This is a genomic window from Haliscomenobacter sp. (assembly GCF_041740695.1).
In the GTDB taxonomy this organism is placed as follows: domain Bacteria; phylum Bacteroidota; class Bacteroidia; order Chitinophagales; family Saprospiraceae; genus Haliscomenobacter.
Genome location: NZ_JBGSLK010000115.1, coordinates 1 through 16,350, shown reverse-complemented (window position 1 = coordinate 16,350; position 16,350 = coordinate 1). Strand labels below are relative to the sequence as shown.

General features: G+C 47.5%; 12 protein-coding genes. 6 read left to right on the top strand and 6 right to left on the bottom strand.

Annotated features, from left to right (window positions below; all coding sequences use genetic code 11):
• Window positions 1-46 precede the first annotated feature (46 nt).
• Entirely contained in the window at window positions 47-1,684 is a 1,638-nt protein-coding gene (locus ACEW9O_RS23740) for an aspartate:alanine exchanger family transporter (RefSeq protein ID WP_373552707.1), read from the top strand.
• 174 nt (window positions 1,685-1,858) lie between these two features.
• Here ACEW9O_RS23740 and tyrS read toward each other — a convergent pair whose 3' ends face one another.
• Window positions 1,859-3,136 (bottom strand): tyrosine--tRNA ligase, encoded by a 1,278-nt coding sequence (gene tyrS, locus ACEW9O_RS23735; RefSeq protein WP_373552706.1) that lies wholly within the window; start codon window positions 3,134-3,136, stop codon window positions 1,859-1,861.
• A gap of 281 nt (window positions 3,137-3,417) precedes the next feature.
• On the opposite strand from tyrS, the gene ACEW9O_RS23730 reads away from it, so the two are divergent.
• Window positions 3,418-5,565 (top strand): T9SS type A sorting domain-containing protein, encoded by a 2,148-nt coding sequence (locus ACEW9O_RS23730; RefSeq protein WP_373552705.1) that lies wholly within the window; start codon window positions 3,418-3,420, stop codon window positions 5,563-5,565.
• 76 nt (window positions 5,566-5,641) lie between these two features.
• On the opposite strand, the gene ACEW9O_RS23725 is transcribed toward ACEW9O_RS23730, so the two are convergent.
• Window positions 5,642-7,708, bottom strand: coding sequence for a S9 family peptidase (locus ACEW9O_RS23725; RefSeq protein WP_373552704.1), 2,067 nt, complete (start codon window positions 7,706-7,708; stop codon window positions 5,642-5,644).
• 214 nt (window positions 7,709-7,922) lie between these two features.
• Between ACEW9O_RS23725 and ACEW9O_RS23720 the strand changes: the two genes are divergently transcribed.
• A complete protein-coding gene (locus ACEW9O_RS23720) occupies window positions 7,923-9,446 on the top strand; it encodes a TlpA family protein disulfide reductase (RefSeq protein ID WP_373552703.1) in 1,524 nt (507 codons plus the stop codon).
• 48 nt (window positions 9,447-9,494) lie between these two features.
• Here ACEW9O_RS23720 and ACEW9O_RS23715 read toward each other — a convergent pair whose 3' ends face one another.
• The gene (locus ACEW9O_RS23715; protein ID WP_373552702.1) at window positions 9,495-9,935 is read right to left on the bottom strand and encodes a VOC family protein; all 441 of its coding nucleotides are present in this window, start codon (window positions 9,933-9,935) and stop codon (window positions 9,495-9,497) included.
• A gap of 110 nt (window positions 9,936-10,045) precedes the next feature.
• Between ACEW9O_RS23715 and ACEW9O_RS23710 the strand changes: the two genes are divergently transcribed.
• Window positions 10,046-11,029, top strand: a complete 984-nt coding sequence (locus ACEW9O_RS23710; RefSeq protein ID WP_373552701.1) for a GlxA family transcriptional regulator — start codon at window positions 10,046-10,048, stop codon at window positions 11,027-11,029.
• 8 nt (window positions 11,030-11,037) lie between these two features.
• On the opposite strand, the gene ACEW9O_RS23705 is transcribed toward ACEW9O_RS23710, so the two are convergent.
• Window positions 11,038-12,315 carry a replication-associated recombination protein A gene (locus tag ACEW9O_RS23705; protein WP_373552700.1) on the bottom strand — a complete coding sequence of 426 codons (1,278 nt, stop codon included), beginning with the start codon at window positions 12,313-12,315 and terminating at the stop codon, window positions 11,038-11,040.
• Window positions 12,316-12,612: 297 nt separating this feature from the next.
• Between ACEW9O_RS23705 and ACEW9O_RS23700 the strand changes: the two genes are divergently transcribed.
• Window positions 12,613-13,494, top strand: a complete 882-nt coding sequence (locus ACEW9O_RS23700) for a hypothetical protein (RefSeq protein ID WP_373552699.1) — start codon at window positions 12,613-12,615, stop codon at window positions 13,492-13,494.
• Between the two features lie 3 nt (window positions 13,495-13,497).
• Here ACEW9O_RS23700 and ACEW9O_RS23695 read toward each other — a convergent pair whose 3' ends face one another.
• Window positions 13,498-14,586, bottom strand: a complete 1,089-nt coding sequence (locus tag ACEW9O_RS23695; RefSeq protein ID WP_373552698.1) for an SRPBCC family protein — start codon at window positions 14,584-14,586, stop codon at window positions 13,498-13,500.
• A gap of 263 nt (window positions 14,587-14,849) precedes the next feature.
• Here ACEW9O_RS23695 and ACEW9O_RS23690 point away from each other — a divergent pair, with 263 nt between their 5' ends.
• Complete coding sequence (locus ACEW9O_RS23690; RefSeq protein ID WP_373552733.1) at window positions 14,850-15,209, top strand: ubiquinol-cytochrome c reductase iron-sulfur subunit; 360 nt, start codon at window positions 14,850-14,852, stop codon at window positions 15,207-15,209.
• 168 nt (window positions 15,210-15,377) lie between these two features.
• Here the strand turns inward: ACEW9O_RS23690 and ACEW9O_RS23685 are convergent, their stop codons facing one another.
• A complete protein-coding gene (locus ACEW9O_RS23685) occupies window positions 15,378-16,262 on the bottom strand; it encodes a bifunctional UDP-sugar hydrolase/5'-nucleotidase (RefSeq protein WP_373552697.1) in 885 nt (294 codons plus the stop codon).
• Between the last annotated feature and the right edge of the window lie 88 nt (window positions 16,263-16,350).

Here is a 16,350-nt window from a genome sequence, read left to right as displayed (position 1 = left end):
CATTTCTTATCGAAGTTGTACTTTTCGTGCACAAAACACAATCAATATGATCGAGGCATTAACTGAAAATCCGATTCTTTTGCTTTTCATCGTCGCGGGCTTGGGCTACGGGGTGGGCAGCATCAGCATCAAAGGCAATAGTTTGGGTGTTGCTGCGGTATTGTTTGTGGGTTTGTTCATTGGCAGTTTTAGCCCTGAATTGCGCATTCCCGAAATCATTACCTTTCTGGGCTTGTCCATTTTTGTGTATACGGTGGGTCTTGGCAGTGGACCCAGTTTTTTCAGTACCTTCAAACGCAGGGGTTGGCAGGACTTGATCTTTGTTTTTGTGATGCTCAGTTTTTCGGCGAGTATCGCGGTTGGACTACATTACTTGCTTGGATTTCAAGGCAGCATCACGGCGGGTTTGTTTGTGGGCAGTACCACCAACACGCCTGCCTTGGCGGGTTTGTTGGATCTGATTCGCAACATGGGTTTGGATGAAAACATCAGCAAGCTAGATGCCGAAAACAGCGTCATTGGGTACTCCCTCTCCTACCCTATGGGGATTTTAGGCCCGATGTTGGCGGTCATTTTGATGCAAAAATTGCTCAAAATTGATTTCCAAAAAGAAGAACGGGAACTCCGCAAGGACTACCCCGTACGCCAGGACATCCTCACGCTCACTGTTGAAGTCAATCACAAGGAGGTCATCAATAAAACCATCCGCGATTTGCGCAAGGAAAGGGCCTGGACGGTTTTGTTTGGGCGCTATGAACGGGGCGAAAACATGCACCTCAGTTCCTGGGATACCGAATTTCAGTTGGGCGACAAAGTAGCCCTGGTCGGAGACCGGGAAGAAGTAGAGCAAGTAGCCCAGGAAATTGGCGCCATTCTCCCGCAGCAGCTCTCCTACGATCAAACCGAATATGAGACCCGTCGCGTTTTTGTGTCCAACTCCAAAGTAGCCGGACTAAAACTCGCGGCCTTGAATTTGAGTGAAAACTACGCCGTGCTGATCTCCCGCGTCCGCCGAGGTGACGTTGACATGATGGCCAATGCGGATACTGTCCTGGAACTAGGCGATCGGGTACGGGTAATCGGCAGAAGAAAAGACATGGGCGAGATTGCCAAATTTTTTGGCGATTCCTACGAAGAATTGAGTCAAATCGATTTGTTGTCCTTCGGTTTGGGCATGGCGATGGGCATGATTTTGGGCATGGTGACTTTCCAGTTGCCGGGCGGTATTGATTTTAAGTTGGGTTTTGCCGGAGGGCCGATTATTGTGGGTTTGATCTTGGGCGGTTTGCGCCGCAGTGGCCCAATCAACTGGTCTTTGCCTTATAGTGCGAATCTGATTTTGAGGCAAATTGGTTTGATTTTTTTGCTCGCCGGAGTGGGTGTCAACTCGGGGCACCAATTTGTAAAAACAATCACTGGCGGTGGTATCGGCCTATGGGTGTTTACCAGCAGTGCGCTGATCAGCATCCTTACGGTATGTGCTACTTTATTGGTGGGTTATAAAATTTTGAAAATACCCTTCAGCATTTTGATCGGGTTGGTTTCGAATCACCCGGCAATATTGGATTTCAACATCCGCCGGAGCAAGAATAAGCTACCGAATGTGGGGTATTCCTTGATGACGCCGATGTCGATTGTGGTGAAGATTGTGTATGCGCAGTTGTTGTATTTGTTGCTGAAATGACAAATGGCTCGAATTCCTAAAAACACTAAGCGACATTTTATTAGCACAAAGGAAAAAAGAGGACACCAAGGGCACAAAGTTAGACGTTGACAGTGTCTAACTTTGTGTCCTTGGTGTCCTCTTTTTTCCTTTGTGCTAATGATAATTTGTGTTGACGAACTGTTCGCCATCACGCTATTCAGCTATTAGCACGCACTTATTCTTCTTCCCGTTTTCCACCATAACATACCGTCCATGCAATAGGTCTCCGACAGATACCATTGCTTCATGGGTAGTGATTTTCTCCTTATTCACCGTAATCGCATTGTTCTGAATCGCCTTGCGCACTTCACTTTTAGATGCCAGAATCTGAGTATGTTGTGCCAAAAGATCCGCGATATTGATTCCTTCTTCAAACAAGTCCTTTTTCACCTGAAAGGTCGGAATCTCGTTCGCCACAGTTTCCAATTCCCCAGCGCTCAAACTCAACAACATCTCCCGATCCGCATTGCGGCCAAACAACAACTCCGATACTTTGAGCACACTCTGATAGGCCTCTTCGCCGTGAATCCGTTTGGTCAGCTCCTCGGCCAGTAGGCGTTTGAGTTCGCGTGGGTCGCTGGCAAATTCCAACTCGCGAGCTTCGATTTCTTCCTTGGAATGCAAGGTGAAATAACGCGTAAACTTGGGAATGTCCGCATCGTCTGCATTGATCCAGAACTGGTAAAACTTATATGGCGAGGTCATTTTGGCATCCAGCCAAATGTTGCCCGCGGTAGATTTGCCAAACTTGGTGCCATCTGCTTTGGTCAACAAAGGGGTAGTGATGGCATAAGCCTTCTCACCGAGGTTGCGCCGAATGAACTCCGTACCCGAAAGGATGTTGCCCCACTGATCAGAGCCCCCCATTTGCAGGATACAAGCATATTTATTGAACAAACACTGGTAGTCGTAACCTTGCAGCAATTGGTAGCTGAACTCGGTGAAGGAAATCCCCGCTTCCAGGCGGTTTTGCACCGAGTCTTTTTGCAGCATGTAGTTCACCGTCAAAGTTTTGCCTACCACGCGCAAAAATTCCAACACATTCATGTCCTGGTAAAAATCCAGGTTATTGACCATGATGGCGGCATTTTCGCCTTCATCAAAGTTCAACAAGTGTTTGAACTGAGTCGTTTGATGGGCCAGATTCTCGTCCAGCTCATCGGTGGTTTTGAGTTCACGCTCTTTGTCTTTGCCTGAAGGGTCACCAATACGCCCGGTTGCGCCACCCATCAGAACAATCGGTTGGTGGCCGCTGAGTTGAAACAATTTGAGCAACATGATTTGCACATAGTTGCCAATGGTTATAGAGGGTGCCGTGGGGTCAAAGCCTATGTAGCCGGCCACTTTACCAGTATTCAGTTTCTCTTCTATCCCGTCAATCTTGGAATGCAGCATGCCGCGCCATTCCAGTTCTTCCAAAAAGTTCTTCATCGTGTTGGATTAAATCGGCGCAAAAATAGACGCTAGTCGCGTAGTGTGCAAAAGAATTGTGTCCTGAATCAAAAAAACCTTGTATATTGCGAAAAATTTAGCTGGGTTTTTCCAACCTCATTGCTGAATTTTATGTCATATATTGTAGCGGATAACCCACAAATGAATGAGTAGGTTCCGTAAGCTAAATGTGTTCTATTTTTGTCCCTCATTTCCTTCAGGTTCAAATGTCCTCCCGCCCGGTATCAGGCCATTTAATTAATCAGTAACCTAATCGAGTTATGCTCAATTCGACCCAACCGTCATTGCGTAGACGGAAAACCATTGATTTTAAGTATTACCTGTTTTTGGCGCTCTGCCTGGGCCAAATGTCTTCACTAAACGCCCAGGGCTATATGCCAGGATGGTGGCCCAAAATGCCGCCACCCAAAGTCCACAACTACGACATTTGTTTTCCTGCGGATGTATCCAGCAATACTTGCAAAGCGCCAAGCAATATCCCCGGCGTACAAGTGATCGAGTTGGGAGACGATAAACTGGCGGTCAATATTACCGACAAAATTTACCGCACCGATGCGGATGCCTGCTACAAAATTTACCGCACCTACACGGTTATGAACTGGGAGTTGTACAACGAAAGATGTCAACTCGACCCTATGTCCAACCCCGTGGTCATCGATCGGGACGCGCCCGATTTTGACTGGGTGTACGGAGAAGGGGTATGTGTCCTGGTGCGCAACAATACGGCATACCTTAGCCACGATCGGGTGATTTCCTCCGACGACCGCAAAATTGAACTTAGTCCGATTTGCTTGGACAATGGAGGCTTTCACTACCGCGCTTTTATGTACACCCAGATCATCAAAGTGTACGACGATGTTCGGCCAGTGGTGACCGTGCCCATTTTACCTAAATTCCAGACGGATTTGAACTCCTGTAAAGGTGCCATCGATATTACCTTCAAGGCCAGCGACAACTGCTCTGAAACCGTAAGTCTGGAAACCCAGTCCATCATGATTGCCCCTTTCCAAAGCCTCAGCAACATGCGGATGCCCGTCAATTACGACACCCGCTGGACCTGGAAAGACAATAAAAATGGGACTTTTACCATCAAAATTGCCAACCTACCCGAAGGCAAACACGATCTGATCGTTGTAGTCCGGGATCAGTGTGGCACTTTGTCCCTGCCTACGCGCATACCCTTCGAGGTACGTGATCTCAGTGCCCCTGCTCCAACTTGTAAACAGGGTCTGGCTATGGCGCTCATGTCCGACGGTCAAGGTGGCGCAATGAACAGCGTGTGGGCCAGCGATTATGTGGCGAGTCCAGCTTATGACTGCAATGGTCAAGGGCCCGAAGTAGATAAAAATGGATTGAAAAAAATCACCCGTTACTCCATCAACCGGGTGGGGCAAACGGCACATATCGACAGTACTTCTTTAACTTTCACCTGCGCGGAAGCCGGTCAAAAAGTAGACATTGAATTGCACGCCTGGGACAATCTGGGCAACCACGGCTATTGTGTTACTTACCTTTTGGTGCAAGACAATCGGCGAATTTGTCCGGTTTTACCTGGCATTACGGGTACCATTGCTACAGCGCAAGGAACTCGTATCCGCAATATTCCACTGGATGCCCTCCAGGATTTTGTTGCGCATCAAACCAAAACGGATAAGGACGGTTTCTACCGTTTCCAGGAATTGCCAGAAGGCGAAAGTTATGTGGTGCGCCCCAAAATGAAGGCTGGTGATGCCAACGGGGTCAATACCCGCGACTTGAACGTAATGCTGGAAATGTTGCAAAACAAACTGGACAACTTCAGCCCCTACCAAATCCTAGCCGCCGATATTGACCAAAATGGGGAGATCAATACGGAAGATTTTGCCAAATTGCGGCAAATCATTTTTCAACGGGATTCTTTCCCGCAGGGCAATTGCTGGCGTTTTGTGGATGCGCGTTATGCCGTACCTCGCTCCTTAAAACCAGGTAAATACCCTGATTCGGTGGCCATCGACAAGCTGGATAGTGGCGTAATTGCCGATTTTGTGGCCATCAAATTGGGTGATCTTGATGGAAGTTATCTTCCTACGGCAGGTCAATTCCAGGAAGATGGCCAGTTGGCGAACCTCAGCAGTTTAAATCTCAGTGGTGATCAACAGCTGAAAGCTGGCTTGGCTCTAGAACAAAACCAGCCCAACCCCTTCCACGAGGAAACGATCATCAACTTCTCGCTGCCCGCAGCTGGCGCGATCACCCTTAGCGTTTGGGACCTACAAGGCAAATTGATTTATAAACATTCCGCTACTTTGGCGGAAGGCAGTCATCAAATTTCACTTGATGCACAAGCTCTGGGAAATGTGAAAGGTATGTTCTACTACACGCTACAGACGGCGAGTGGTAGAGAAACGAAGAAGATGTTGAGATTTTAGAGTGAAGAGTGAAGAGTGAAGAGTGAAGAGTGAAAAACATACCAAATGGTGTACCCTGCTTTTCACTCTTCACTCTTCACTCTTCACTACTTACCTTTCCTGCCAAATCCAACACAAACGCCCACTCCCGTGCCGTTTCTTTCAAACGGGCAAAACGCCCCGAGGCACCGCCGTGTCCGGCTTCCATATTGGTATGCAACAGCAAGGGATTTTGGTCCGTTTTGAGCAAGCGGAGTTTGGCAACCCACTTGGCGGGCTCCCAGTATTGCACCTGCGAATCGTGTAAGCCCGTGGTCACCAACATTGCGGGATAATCTTTGGCCTCCACATTGTCGTAAGGAGAGTAAGATTTCATGTAGTGGTAATACTCCTCCTCATTGGGATTGCCCCATTCATCGTATTCAAAAGTGGTGAGTGGAATGGTGTCGTCAAGCATGGTGGTCACCACATCGACAAAAGGAACTGAGGCCACAATTGCTTTCCACAGATCGGGCCGAAAATTGACTACGGCACCCATCAACAATCCTCCGGCGCTGCCGCCCATGGCGTACAGATTGCCTGAATAGGTATAATGGTTGGCAATCAGCCATTCCGCGCAGTCGATAAAATCGTGGAAGGTGTTCTTTTTTTCCAACAACTTGCCTGTGTCGTACCAGTGCCGCCCCATTTCTTCGCCACCCCGAATATGGGCAATGGCGTAGGCAAAACCCCGATCCAACAAGCTTAGCCGCGCTGAACTGAAGTATGGCTCCATGCTATACCCGTAAGAACCATATGCATAAAGCAACAGCGGTTGTTTGCCATCTTTGACAAAATCGCGGTGATAAACGATCGACATGGGTACCTGCGCGCCATCACGGGCAGTGACAAAAACCCGCTCGGAACGGTAATTTTCCTTATTAAATCCACCCAGCACTGGTTCCTCTTTTAACAGTGCAAACGTCTTGGTCTGCATGTTGTAGTCGAAGGTGGAATTGGGGGTCGTGAGGGATTGATAGCCAATGCGTAATAGTTCAGTATCCGACTCTGGATTGATGCCCACATAAGCCAGATAGGCCTCTTCCTCAAAGGGAATGTAGTGCTCGTTTTGCCCCGACCAGGTGCGAATCCAGAGTTGGGTAATGCCTGCCTTGCGTTCTGAAATCACGTAGTAGTCCTGGAAGAACTCCATGTTTTCGAACAACACATCAGCTCGGTGTGGGATCAACTCCTGCCAGTGCTCCTGGGTAGTTTGGTCTTCCCCACAGTACATCAGACGGAAGTTCTTGGCATCCAGATTGGTGCGAACGTAAAAACGATCGCCAAAATGGTCGATGTCGTATTCCAAACCACGCACGCGAGGTGCAAAGATTGTAAATGCCTCTTCTGGAGTAGCCGCATCCAGATACAGGTACTCGCCAGTAATGGTTTGCTGAGAAGCAATGACGATGAATTTTTTGGACTTGCTGATGCCCACGCCCACATCAAAGGTTTCATCGGCTTCGTGAAAAACTTCTATGTCGGCTTCGGCGGAGGTGCCGAGTTTGTGACGGAAAATTTTGTATCCCCGCAGGGTTTGAGGGTCTTTGGCCGTATAAAAAAAGTGCTGATTGTCTTTGGCCCAAATCGCCGCACCCGTGGTGTTCGGGATTTCATCGGCCAAGAACTCGCCCGTTTCCAAATCCCGCAGCTTAATGGTGTAAATGCGCCGACTCACCGTGTCTTCCCCAAAGGCCAGATAACGGTTGTCAAAACTGACACTTTTGCTGCCAATGGCAAAATAACTGTGTGGCTTGGCCATTTCAGGCACGTTGAGGATGATTTCCTCGGCGGCGTCCTGAGTGCCTTTTTTGCGGGTATGAAAGGGGTATTCGGCACCTTCTTCAAAACGGTTTTGGTACCAGTAGCCATTTTCAAAATAGGGCACCGATTGGTCGTCCTGTTTGAATCGAGCCACCATTTCGGTGTACAAGGTTTCCCGAAACTCCTTCGTGTTGGCCATAACCGCCTCGGTATAGGCATTTTCGGCGTTGAGGTACGCCAAAACCTCGGGATCTTCGCGCTCTTTGAGCCAAAAATAATCGTCGATGCGTTGGTCGCCGTGGGTGACCAGTATTTTGGGATCGCGCTTCGCAATTGGTGCGCTGATGTTGCTTGTCTGCATGAGGTAAAATATCTCTTGTGGGCGGTAAAAATACGGTAAGGGAATGGATAGGGGGAGAATAAGTTTAAAAATTTCTGCGCTTTTATTTCCAAATCAACTGCGAATTCTAATTCAAAGCTTCCGAATACTCTTTTACACCCGCCATTTATAAACAAGCATGCATCTTTAATGCGTTAATCTATTGTAATAATTCATCTATAAAATTAAGCTAATCATGAAGAAAAGAGCCTGTATTTTGATGTTCCTCTGCCTGTGTAGCTTCTTGAAAGCTCAACCCCCCTTTTCCTTTGAAGATCCTCAAATGGATGCCTATTTTGCCAATCCAGCGAATATCCCAGTCATCAAAGGGCGCTTATTGAATTGTACACCTGGCGATTTGGATACTTTGTCGATCCGTTATGTGCTGGTGGTTCCCAACGCTGAGCGGCAATCTATGCGCTATGCAGACCTTAAAAAAGATGGTTCATTTGAAATCAAGTTGGATTATGCACTTCGCTATCAACAGGTTTTTTTGATGTTGCCCTATAGTTTTATAGAAGTTATTGCCCACAAAGGTTTGTATGTAGAAGCAGACTTGATCGAGTTAAGAAAAGTTTATTTGAAGTATAAGGATATCCCGGAATCCATGTCGCAAAACCAAACAATTAATTTTGGTGGGCCCGATTCATCACTTACTCAATTAAAACACTTGTACAACAGGTTTGAACTGGAAGTAAAAGAACAATTTTACACCTTACAACGTGCCGCTACAAACTACAAACTACCAACCAGTGAAAACCTCAAATTGTGGAACCAGGCATTCGATTTGATTGCAGAACACCAAAATCGCTTTTTAGAAAAATTCCCCTCCAAAGATGCCTGGCTACTTGAAAATGAGCGCTTGTCTGAGTATTATTCTCACCATTTTGTATTCCACTGGAATAAACCCATCCCCAAAGACAGAAGTTTAGACGCCGCACTGCGCCACCAACCGTTGCTGGTGTCCAATGATGGTATAGCCTACTATCGTTACCTGCAAACCATGTTGTCAGTTGCCTACAAAGGTGATCCCCTGAAAGGTTTTGAAGAAATCATTTTGCCCCCCCGAAAAGCTGATTTAGTAAAAATCATGGGTGGTCCAGAAGGGCTGTTCGAGCGAGAGGAATACATGGAAAAAATCCTTCCAACCCTACAATCCTCGTGGTGTAAACAGCTCATCCAAGAAGAGTTAAGCAGCAAAAAGAAACAAACCGAGGAAATCAACAATAACCTCAAAAACATGCCACTCAGCACCACCAAAACTACCTTGGGCAAGTTTGTGGGTTCTTTGCCCCAAGGTGCCAATTTGTACAGTGCCGAAGATAAACACATCGACAGTTTGGTGCAACGCATTCGTGCCCTTTACCCCAATCAAGCCATCATCCTGGATGTATGGGCAACCTGGTGTGGTCCTTGCATCGACGACATGAAAAACAGCAAAGAGACCAAGGAGCAACTGAAAAAACTGTCAGTTAAAGTGGTGTACCTCTGCGTAAATAGTAGCTCTGATGAGGAAAAATGGAAAAAGAAGGTGGCAGAGTTAGGGGTGGATGGGGATCATATTTGGTTGACTGGCAATTTGTCGACAAAAATCATGGAGCGGTATGGTTTGGCCGGGTATCCCAGTTACATTTTTATTGACGCCAAAGGTGAATACCACCCAAAATTCATCCACAGCATTCAACATTTGGACATCGAAGCATTAAAGAAAAAATTGTAACCCTCGTAGGGGCAACCCTTGCGGTTGCCCTGTCATCATTTGTCCACGTTAGGGCAACCGCAAGGGTTGCCCGTACCCGTCCCCCCGCGAACAATGCAACAACCAATTGTTCCCGTACCGATCCGTCAGCCCCCCAAACAACGCCCCCCAAAACGTATGTTCAATCGGATGCGTCGCCTGCCCGCCGATCGACAATTGTTGGTAAATCTCCTGAATTTCACCCTCATGCTGGCATTCGATCAGAATTGAAACCGCGTTCCCTTTGACCAAACCCTGCTCCCCTATCATGTCTGTGCCCATCAGCAGCATGGGGCCGCTGCGCAAGGTGGAGTGTAGCACATAGTCCTTAATATCTTCCGGCATTCGCTCCGCCATCGGGGATTCTCCGATGGTTTGGAACTCCAGTTCACCGCCCAAACAGCTTTTGTAAAAACTCATGGCTTCGCGGCAATTGCCATTAAAAGTAAGGTAGGTGATGAGTTGGTTCATAACATGGATTATTTATTCACAAAGATGCAGGGTCTTTTTTGTCGAAAAAGGGTGCAAAAACGCCTATTTGGGGGGTTGATCACGCCAAATGTATTGTTTACATTTGTAGCATGAAAAAGGTATCTATACTCGTTCCTGAATCAGCCGTTATGGAGGCAGTAGCCGATCCGCGCTACCTATTCTCTGCCGCCAATCAGTTTTTGCAAGCCGCAGGCAAAGCTCCGCTTTTTGAAGTGGAGTTGGTAGGCCAGCAACGGGTGGTGCTGCTGCACGATGGGGTTTTTGCGGTCCATACCGACAAAATCCTGGAAGAGGTCCAACAAACTGACCTGATCGTGATCCCTGCTCTTTTTGGTGACATGCAACGAGCCGTAGCTAAAAATCAGGAATCGATACCCTGGATCATCAAACATCACCACCGTGGAGCGGAGGTAGCCTCGCTTTGTGTAGGCGCTTTTTTGTTCGCCTCCACTGGTCTGTTGAAAGGTAAAAAATGCTCCACCCACTGGGCATTTTACAATGAATTCCGGGAAACCTTCCCCGATGTGGAAGTGGCTGATGGGAGCATCATCACCGACGAGCAAGGCCTGTACTCCAGTGGTGGGGCCAACTCGTATTGGAACTTGCTCTTGTATTTATTGGAAAAATACACCGACCGGGATACCGCCATTTTAGCGGCCAAATATTTTGCCATCGACATTGATCGCAGCAATCAGTCGGCGTTTGCAATGTTTACGGGGCAAAAGGACCATAAAGACAAGGAAATCCTCAAAGCCCAGGAATTCATCGAAATCAATTACGCTGAAAAAATTAGCGTGGATCAATTGGCCGATTCAGTGGTGGTGAGCCGCCGCAGCTTTGAGCGTCGCTTCAAACAGGCCACCGGCAATACCGTGGTGGAATACCTGCAAAGGGTAAAAATCGAAGCGGCCAAACGCAGCTTTGAGTCCAGCCGCAAAAACATCAATGAAGTGATGTACGATGTGGGTTATACCGATACCAAGGCTTTTCGAACCGTATTCAAAAAAATCACCGGGCTAACACCGATTGAATACCGCAACAAGTACAATAAAGAGGCGGTGCTGGTGGACTAAGTGGCTTTTCAATACCCATACTTTTTTTTCCACAATCCCCGCAACCAGCCTCTCGTCTTCTCCTCTGTCGGATTAGCCGCTGGTTCAAACAGCTTCGTACCGCTCAATTTTTCTGGCAGGTACTCCTGATCCACAAAATTGCCCGGAAAATCATGGGAATACTGGTAAGCCTTGCCGTAGTCCAGTTTTTTCATCAATTGAGTTGGGGCATTGCGCAAATGCAGCGGTACGGGTTGGTTGCCCTGCTGGTGTACCAATTCCTGCGCTTTGGCGATGGCCAGGTAAGCTGAGTTGCTTTTGGGCGAAGTGGCCAGGTAGATTACTGCTTGTGACAAAATGATCCGCGCCTCGGGCAATCCTACCGCTTGCACTGCCTGAAACGCAGTAGTCGCCATCAAGAGCCCATTAGGGTTTGCCAATCCGATGTCCTCCGCCGCCGCAATGACCATCCGACGGGCGATGAATTTGACTTCCTCGCCCCCCTCAATCATCCGGGCCAGCCAGTACACCGCAGCATTGGGATCGCTGCCTCGAATAGACTTGATAAAAGCCGAAGCCACGTCGTAGTGCTGCTCGCCGCCCTTGTCGTAACTCGTGATGTGTTGTTGCAAAATATTGGTGACAATTGCGTCATCCACCACAATTTCCTCATCCACATCAGGCGCCTGGCTGGTCACCAACTCCAAAATATTGTACAACTTGCGGGCATCGCCACCAGAGTAATGCAAAAGTGCATCGTAGCTGTCAAAGCGGACTTTTTTATGTTTCAGGTATTCATCCTTTTGCAGCGCATCCTGAATCAGTTTCATCAATTGATCAGTCTCTAGCAGCTTCAAAACATACACCTGGCAACGCGACAAGAGAGCGGGGATCACTTCAAAGGAGGGATTTTCCGTGGTGGCCCCAATCAGGGTCACTACCCCTTTTTCGACGGCACCTAACAAGGCATCTTGTTGAGATTTGCTAAAGCGGTGGATTTCGTCGATGAACAAAAGTGGATTGGGTTTGCCAAAAAAACGCTGCTGCTCGGCTTTTTGGATGGTGTCTCGCACATCTTTGACCCCGGCAGAGATGGCACTCAGGCTATGAAAGGGGCGACCAGTCTCTTTGGCCAGAATATTAGCTAAAGTGGTTTTGCCTACTCCCGGAGGTCCCCAAAGAATGATGGAAGGTAAAAAACCCGCAGCCAGCGCTTGGCGCAGTACCGAGCCCTCCCCTACCAAATGTTCCTGCCCCAGGTAATCTGCGAGGCGTGCTGGGCGCATTCTTTCCGCTAATGGCTGCATCTTTTTAATTGTATGTTTAGTGTCAAAATCTCAAAACACTGGGAAAAATATCACAAAAAACAGGAATTATAACAACTTTTGTTGTACTTTAGCACTTGCAATTCAGTTTTATGGTTTTACCCTTGGTAATTCCTTGTTCGCGAGAGCGTCTACCTATCTAAAATATCTACCCTTTTTTGGTTTCATTTTGACGAACGGCAATCACCGCTGAGTATATTTTTTTTTGTTATACACAAAAATCACAACTGTACTCAATCTGCCCCCCATCGGTGTGTTGCACAAACTATGGAGAAAACTATGGCTGCTAACATCAGTCAACTAAAAGTGATGGGGCAAAGCGCTGCTTTGACAGATGATGCTGTTTTGCGTTGGTTACCCAAGCAACAATTGTGGATTGACCCAACCCGTTTCAACCAATTAAGTGGAGAAAACGGACTGAGGATCAATCTTTTACCAGGTTCTTTTTGTGACGCTCAAGGCCGAATCATTACCGAACGGATTGTCCTGGAGCTGGTGGAAATTGTGCACAAAGCCGGAATGTTGCTGGCCGCGATGCCTAGTACTTCTCGTGATGGGGTTTTTGAATCCGCAGGTATGTTTAGCCTGCAAGCCAAAAAAGACGATCAAACCTTACAACTGATCAAACCCATCCAAATTGCTTGGCCAATTAACAACTTGCATACTAAACCCACCTCTTTACAAATTGTCACCTTATCGATGGCTTGCACGCGCCCCTTTAGCGCAATAACTGAGCAAGACTGGATTCCTTTTTTCAATAAACCTACTCCTGTGCTCAAATTGCAGGGGCAACGTTGGTTAAAGTTTGAACTCAATCAATTGGGTTGGTTCAGTGCCCATTTGCCCTTGGCCAAAGAAGGGCTCAAATCCATGTTGAGCATCCGCTACCATGACCTGGGTTTTGAGCACAAACAAGCTTTTTTGATTTTCCGCAACCATCAGTCGGTGGTCAAACTTTTTCCTTACGATCAAAAATTTTGCGCCTTCAATATTCCTCGCCGTGCCCCGGCCTGTGTGGTTATGTTGGCTTGCAAAAACGAGCGTTATTTTCTGGGACATACTTGTTTTGATGGGCATTACGCCAACAATTTGATGCTGCAACTTGAGGAAATTGAAAAGGGTTTATTGCCTCAACATTTGTTTGCCATCATCAACCGTTAAAGGCTATAAGTGGGTGGCCAATAAACGGTGAAAATGATGAACGCAAGCTTCACGTTTGGGTGAAAAACGTCCCGTTTGGTAAAAGCGGGACTGTAGCCCTTTTTGTACATTTTCGACTACAAATTCATCTTCCCGTTCCACTTTATCCAAATCCGCACCAGCGCCTTGGTCGAGCTTGTTTTCATCGTATACGTAAAGGATGAAGCGAACTTTGCATTGCTTGATGGACAGCGGTTTGACAATGTTGATACTCAAACCCCATGGGTAAAAATTGAACATCATGTTTGGGAAAACCCAAAAATAGTAAGCGGCAATCCGCTTACCGTAATCGACATGCCCGGCAGGCAGATCAAAACATTCCGTCGCAGCATCAGCAATCCCCACTTGTAGATTACAATGGTCGAATAATTCGCTGTAATAGGCCCCATAGTCCAAAACCTGGTTGAGCCCTGCGTGTACAAAAGGAATATGGAAACCTTCCAAATAATTGTCGCAGTACAAAGCCCAATGGGCATTGACCAAATAATCCCGGCTCAATTCTGGAGCATATCGGAACTGGGACAGCGGCATAAACCCGATCCGCTCTTGCATCACATCCAAGACTGGCTGAAAATCGAAACCCGGATCGAGAGAAACAAAGGGAAACTGGGCCCAAGTTTGGCAGGGAACCTCCGTCAAATGGTCACAAGCGCGCGGGAAGCCCTGCGCTTCCACAAACTCGGGCATGAACTCCATTTGCCCCTGGAGGTCAAAACGGCGACCGTGGTAATTGCAAGTTAGTTTTTTGTACTGCCCGGGGTTGTGTACCAGAATATTGCCCCGATGGGTACAGACGTTGCTGTAACACTTCAGTCCGCCAGCTTCTGTTTTGCTCAAAAACAGGGGTTCATTGACGAACCCGGGCAAGAATTGAAAAGGAAATACCGATCCGGTTTGAGTTAGATTTTCCCCGGTTTCAATCCATTGCCAACTGCGGGGGAATAATTTTTCCTGCATGGCTTCAAATACATGAGGGTTGCGATAAAACTCGGCTGGGAGGGTTTCGGCAAGGGTGATATCCGAGTGGATTTGGTAGTTAAAGGATGGGCCCATTTGAAATTTTTACATTTAAAACTCATTCCAAAGATACTTCTTCTTGAATCTGCTACCAAGGGGCGATAAATAAATTCATTGCACAGGCAACTCTTTTCAAATAAATGCAGTATTGGCAACATGAAACCAAAACCCAAAACGCTTATTTACTTCGTAAGCATAAATACATAACCAATCAACTAAAACTATGGATCGGAAAGAATTTTTGAGCCTACTGGGGCTTACCGTAGGTGGTGGCGTAGCTATTTCTTGTCTTGGCGGCTGTGCAAAAAGAAAGTGGAGTTAACCCAGGTGGCAACAATGGTGGCGGCGGTGGAAATGTAGATTTCACCCTAGACCTCAATGCCTCAGAAAACGCTGTTTTGAACAACAACGGCGGCTTTTTGGTCAAAAATGGCGTGATCGTGGCTAGAACTACTGGAGGCACCTACATTGCTGTGGCAGCAGCCTGCACCCACGAGGGCACCATCATCCAGTACCAGGGCAACAACTCCAGGTTCTTTTGCCCAAATCATAGCTCCACTTTTTCGGAATCAGGCGGAGTATTGAATGGTCCCGCAACTACCGCGTTGAAGCAGTACAAAACTGAACTGTCGGGAACGAATCTTCGGGTGACTGCTTAGTAATACATGTTTAGTGCCGAGTATCATAGATTCATAATCTGAGGTGAGTCTATGGTTTCTAAAGTTTCTTAGGTGGTAAAAAAGAAAAAAACCTGCGAAGCAGGGTATTCTTTCACCACCTAAGAAACCTAAGACACTCAAGGAATCACCTAAGGAAATCCATAATCCTTACGCCACCCAAGTCTGGGCACCAATGGCTACATTTTCCCCTTTAGCCACGCGAATCGCCCCATTGCTGTACTGCAAATCAATCCGGCCCATCAACAAACCACCCCAACCGGCGTGGTTGATCAGCACAGGTTTGCCGTCCAGGTTATTGACTACTACGGGTTCGGGTAAAAAAGTGTGGGTATGGCCACCAAGGATGAGGTCAATGTGACGCGACTGGGGCGCCAATTGTAAGTCAGAAACTTGTTCATCTTTATAATGATAGCCCAGGTGAGACAAACAAATCACCAGATTGCAGGCGTGTTTTTCTTTAAGTTCAGCGGCTATCTGGTTCGCTGTGACCAAGGGATCAGTATACACCAGGCCTTCTCTCAACAGCTGGGGAATCGAGCCTTGCGGGTTCACACCTAGGCCCATGATGCCGATGCGCTGCCCCGCCTTTTCAATGATATGATAAGGTTTAACTTGCACGGCCAGCGGCGTGTCAGCCAGCTGATAATTTGCAGCAAGGGCAGGGATTGGGTTTCGGCTAAGTTGATTGGATAAATCTTGCATTCCACGATCAAAGTCGTGATTGCCTAGGGCAAAAGCATCGTAACCCATGCCCTTCATCCAGGCCAGCTCCTCCCCTTTCGAGTGCGAAGGGTTCAACACATCTCCTGCGTCGAGCAGCAAGACATGGGCTTGTTCCTGCCTGATCTTTTCCACAAATAGCCTCGCTTGTTGGGCAAAAGCGTGATAAGTGTCTCCTTCAAAACGACCGTGCAAGTCGTTGGTATGCAGGATACTCAAGGAAAAATTACCGGAAAAATCCAACTGGGGAATTCCCGTACCCAAGGCAATGGCACCGAGGCCAAATTGATGGATGAAGGTACGTCTTTGCATAGTTGAGGGTTTTAGTTGAAGCAGTTGAGGAAAGTTGAGGAAGGTTGAGGAAGGTTGAGGCTACCGCAGCGACGTAGTCAATGTCGCT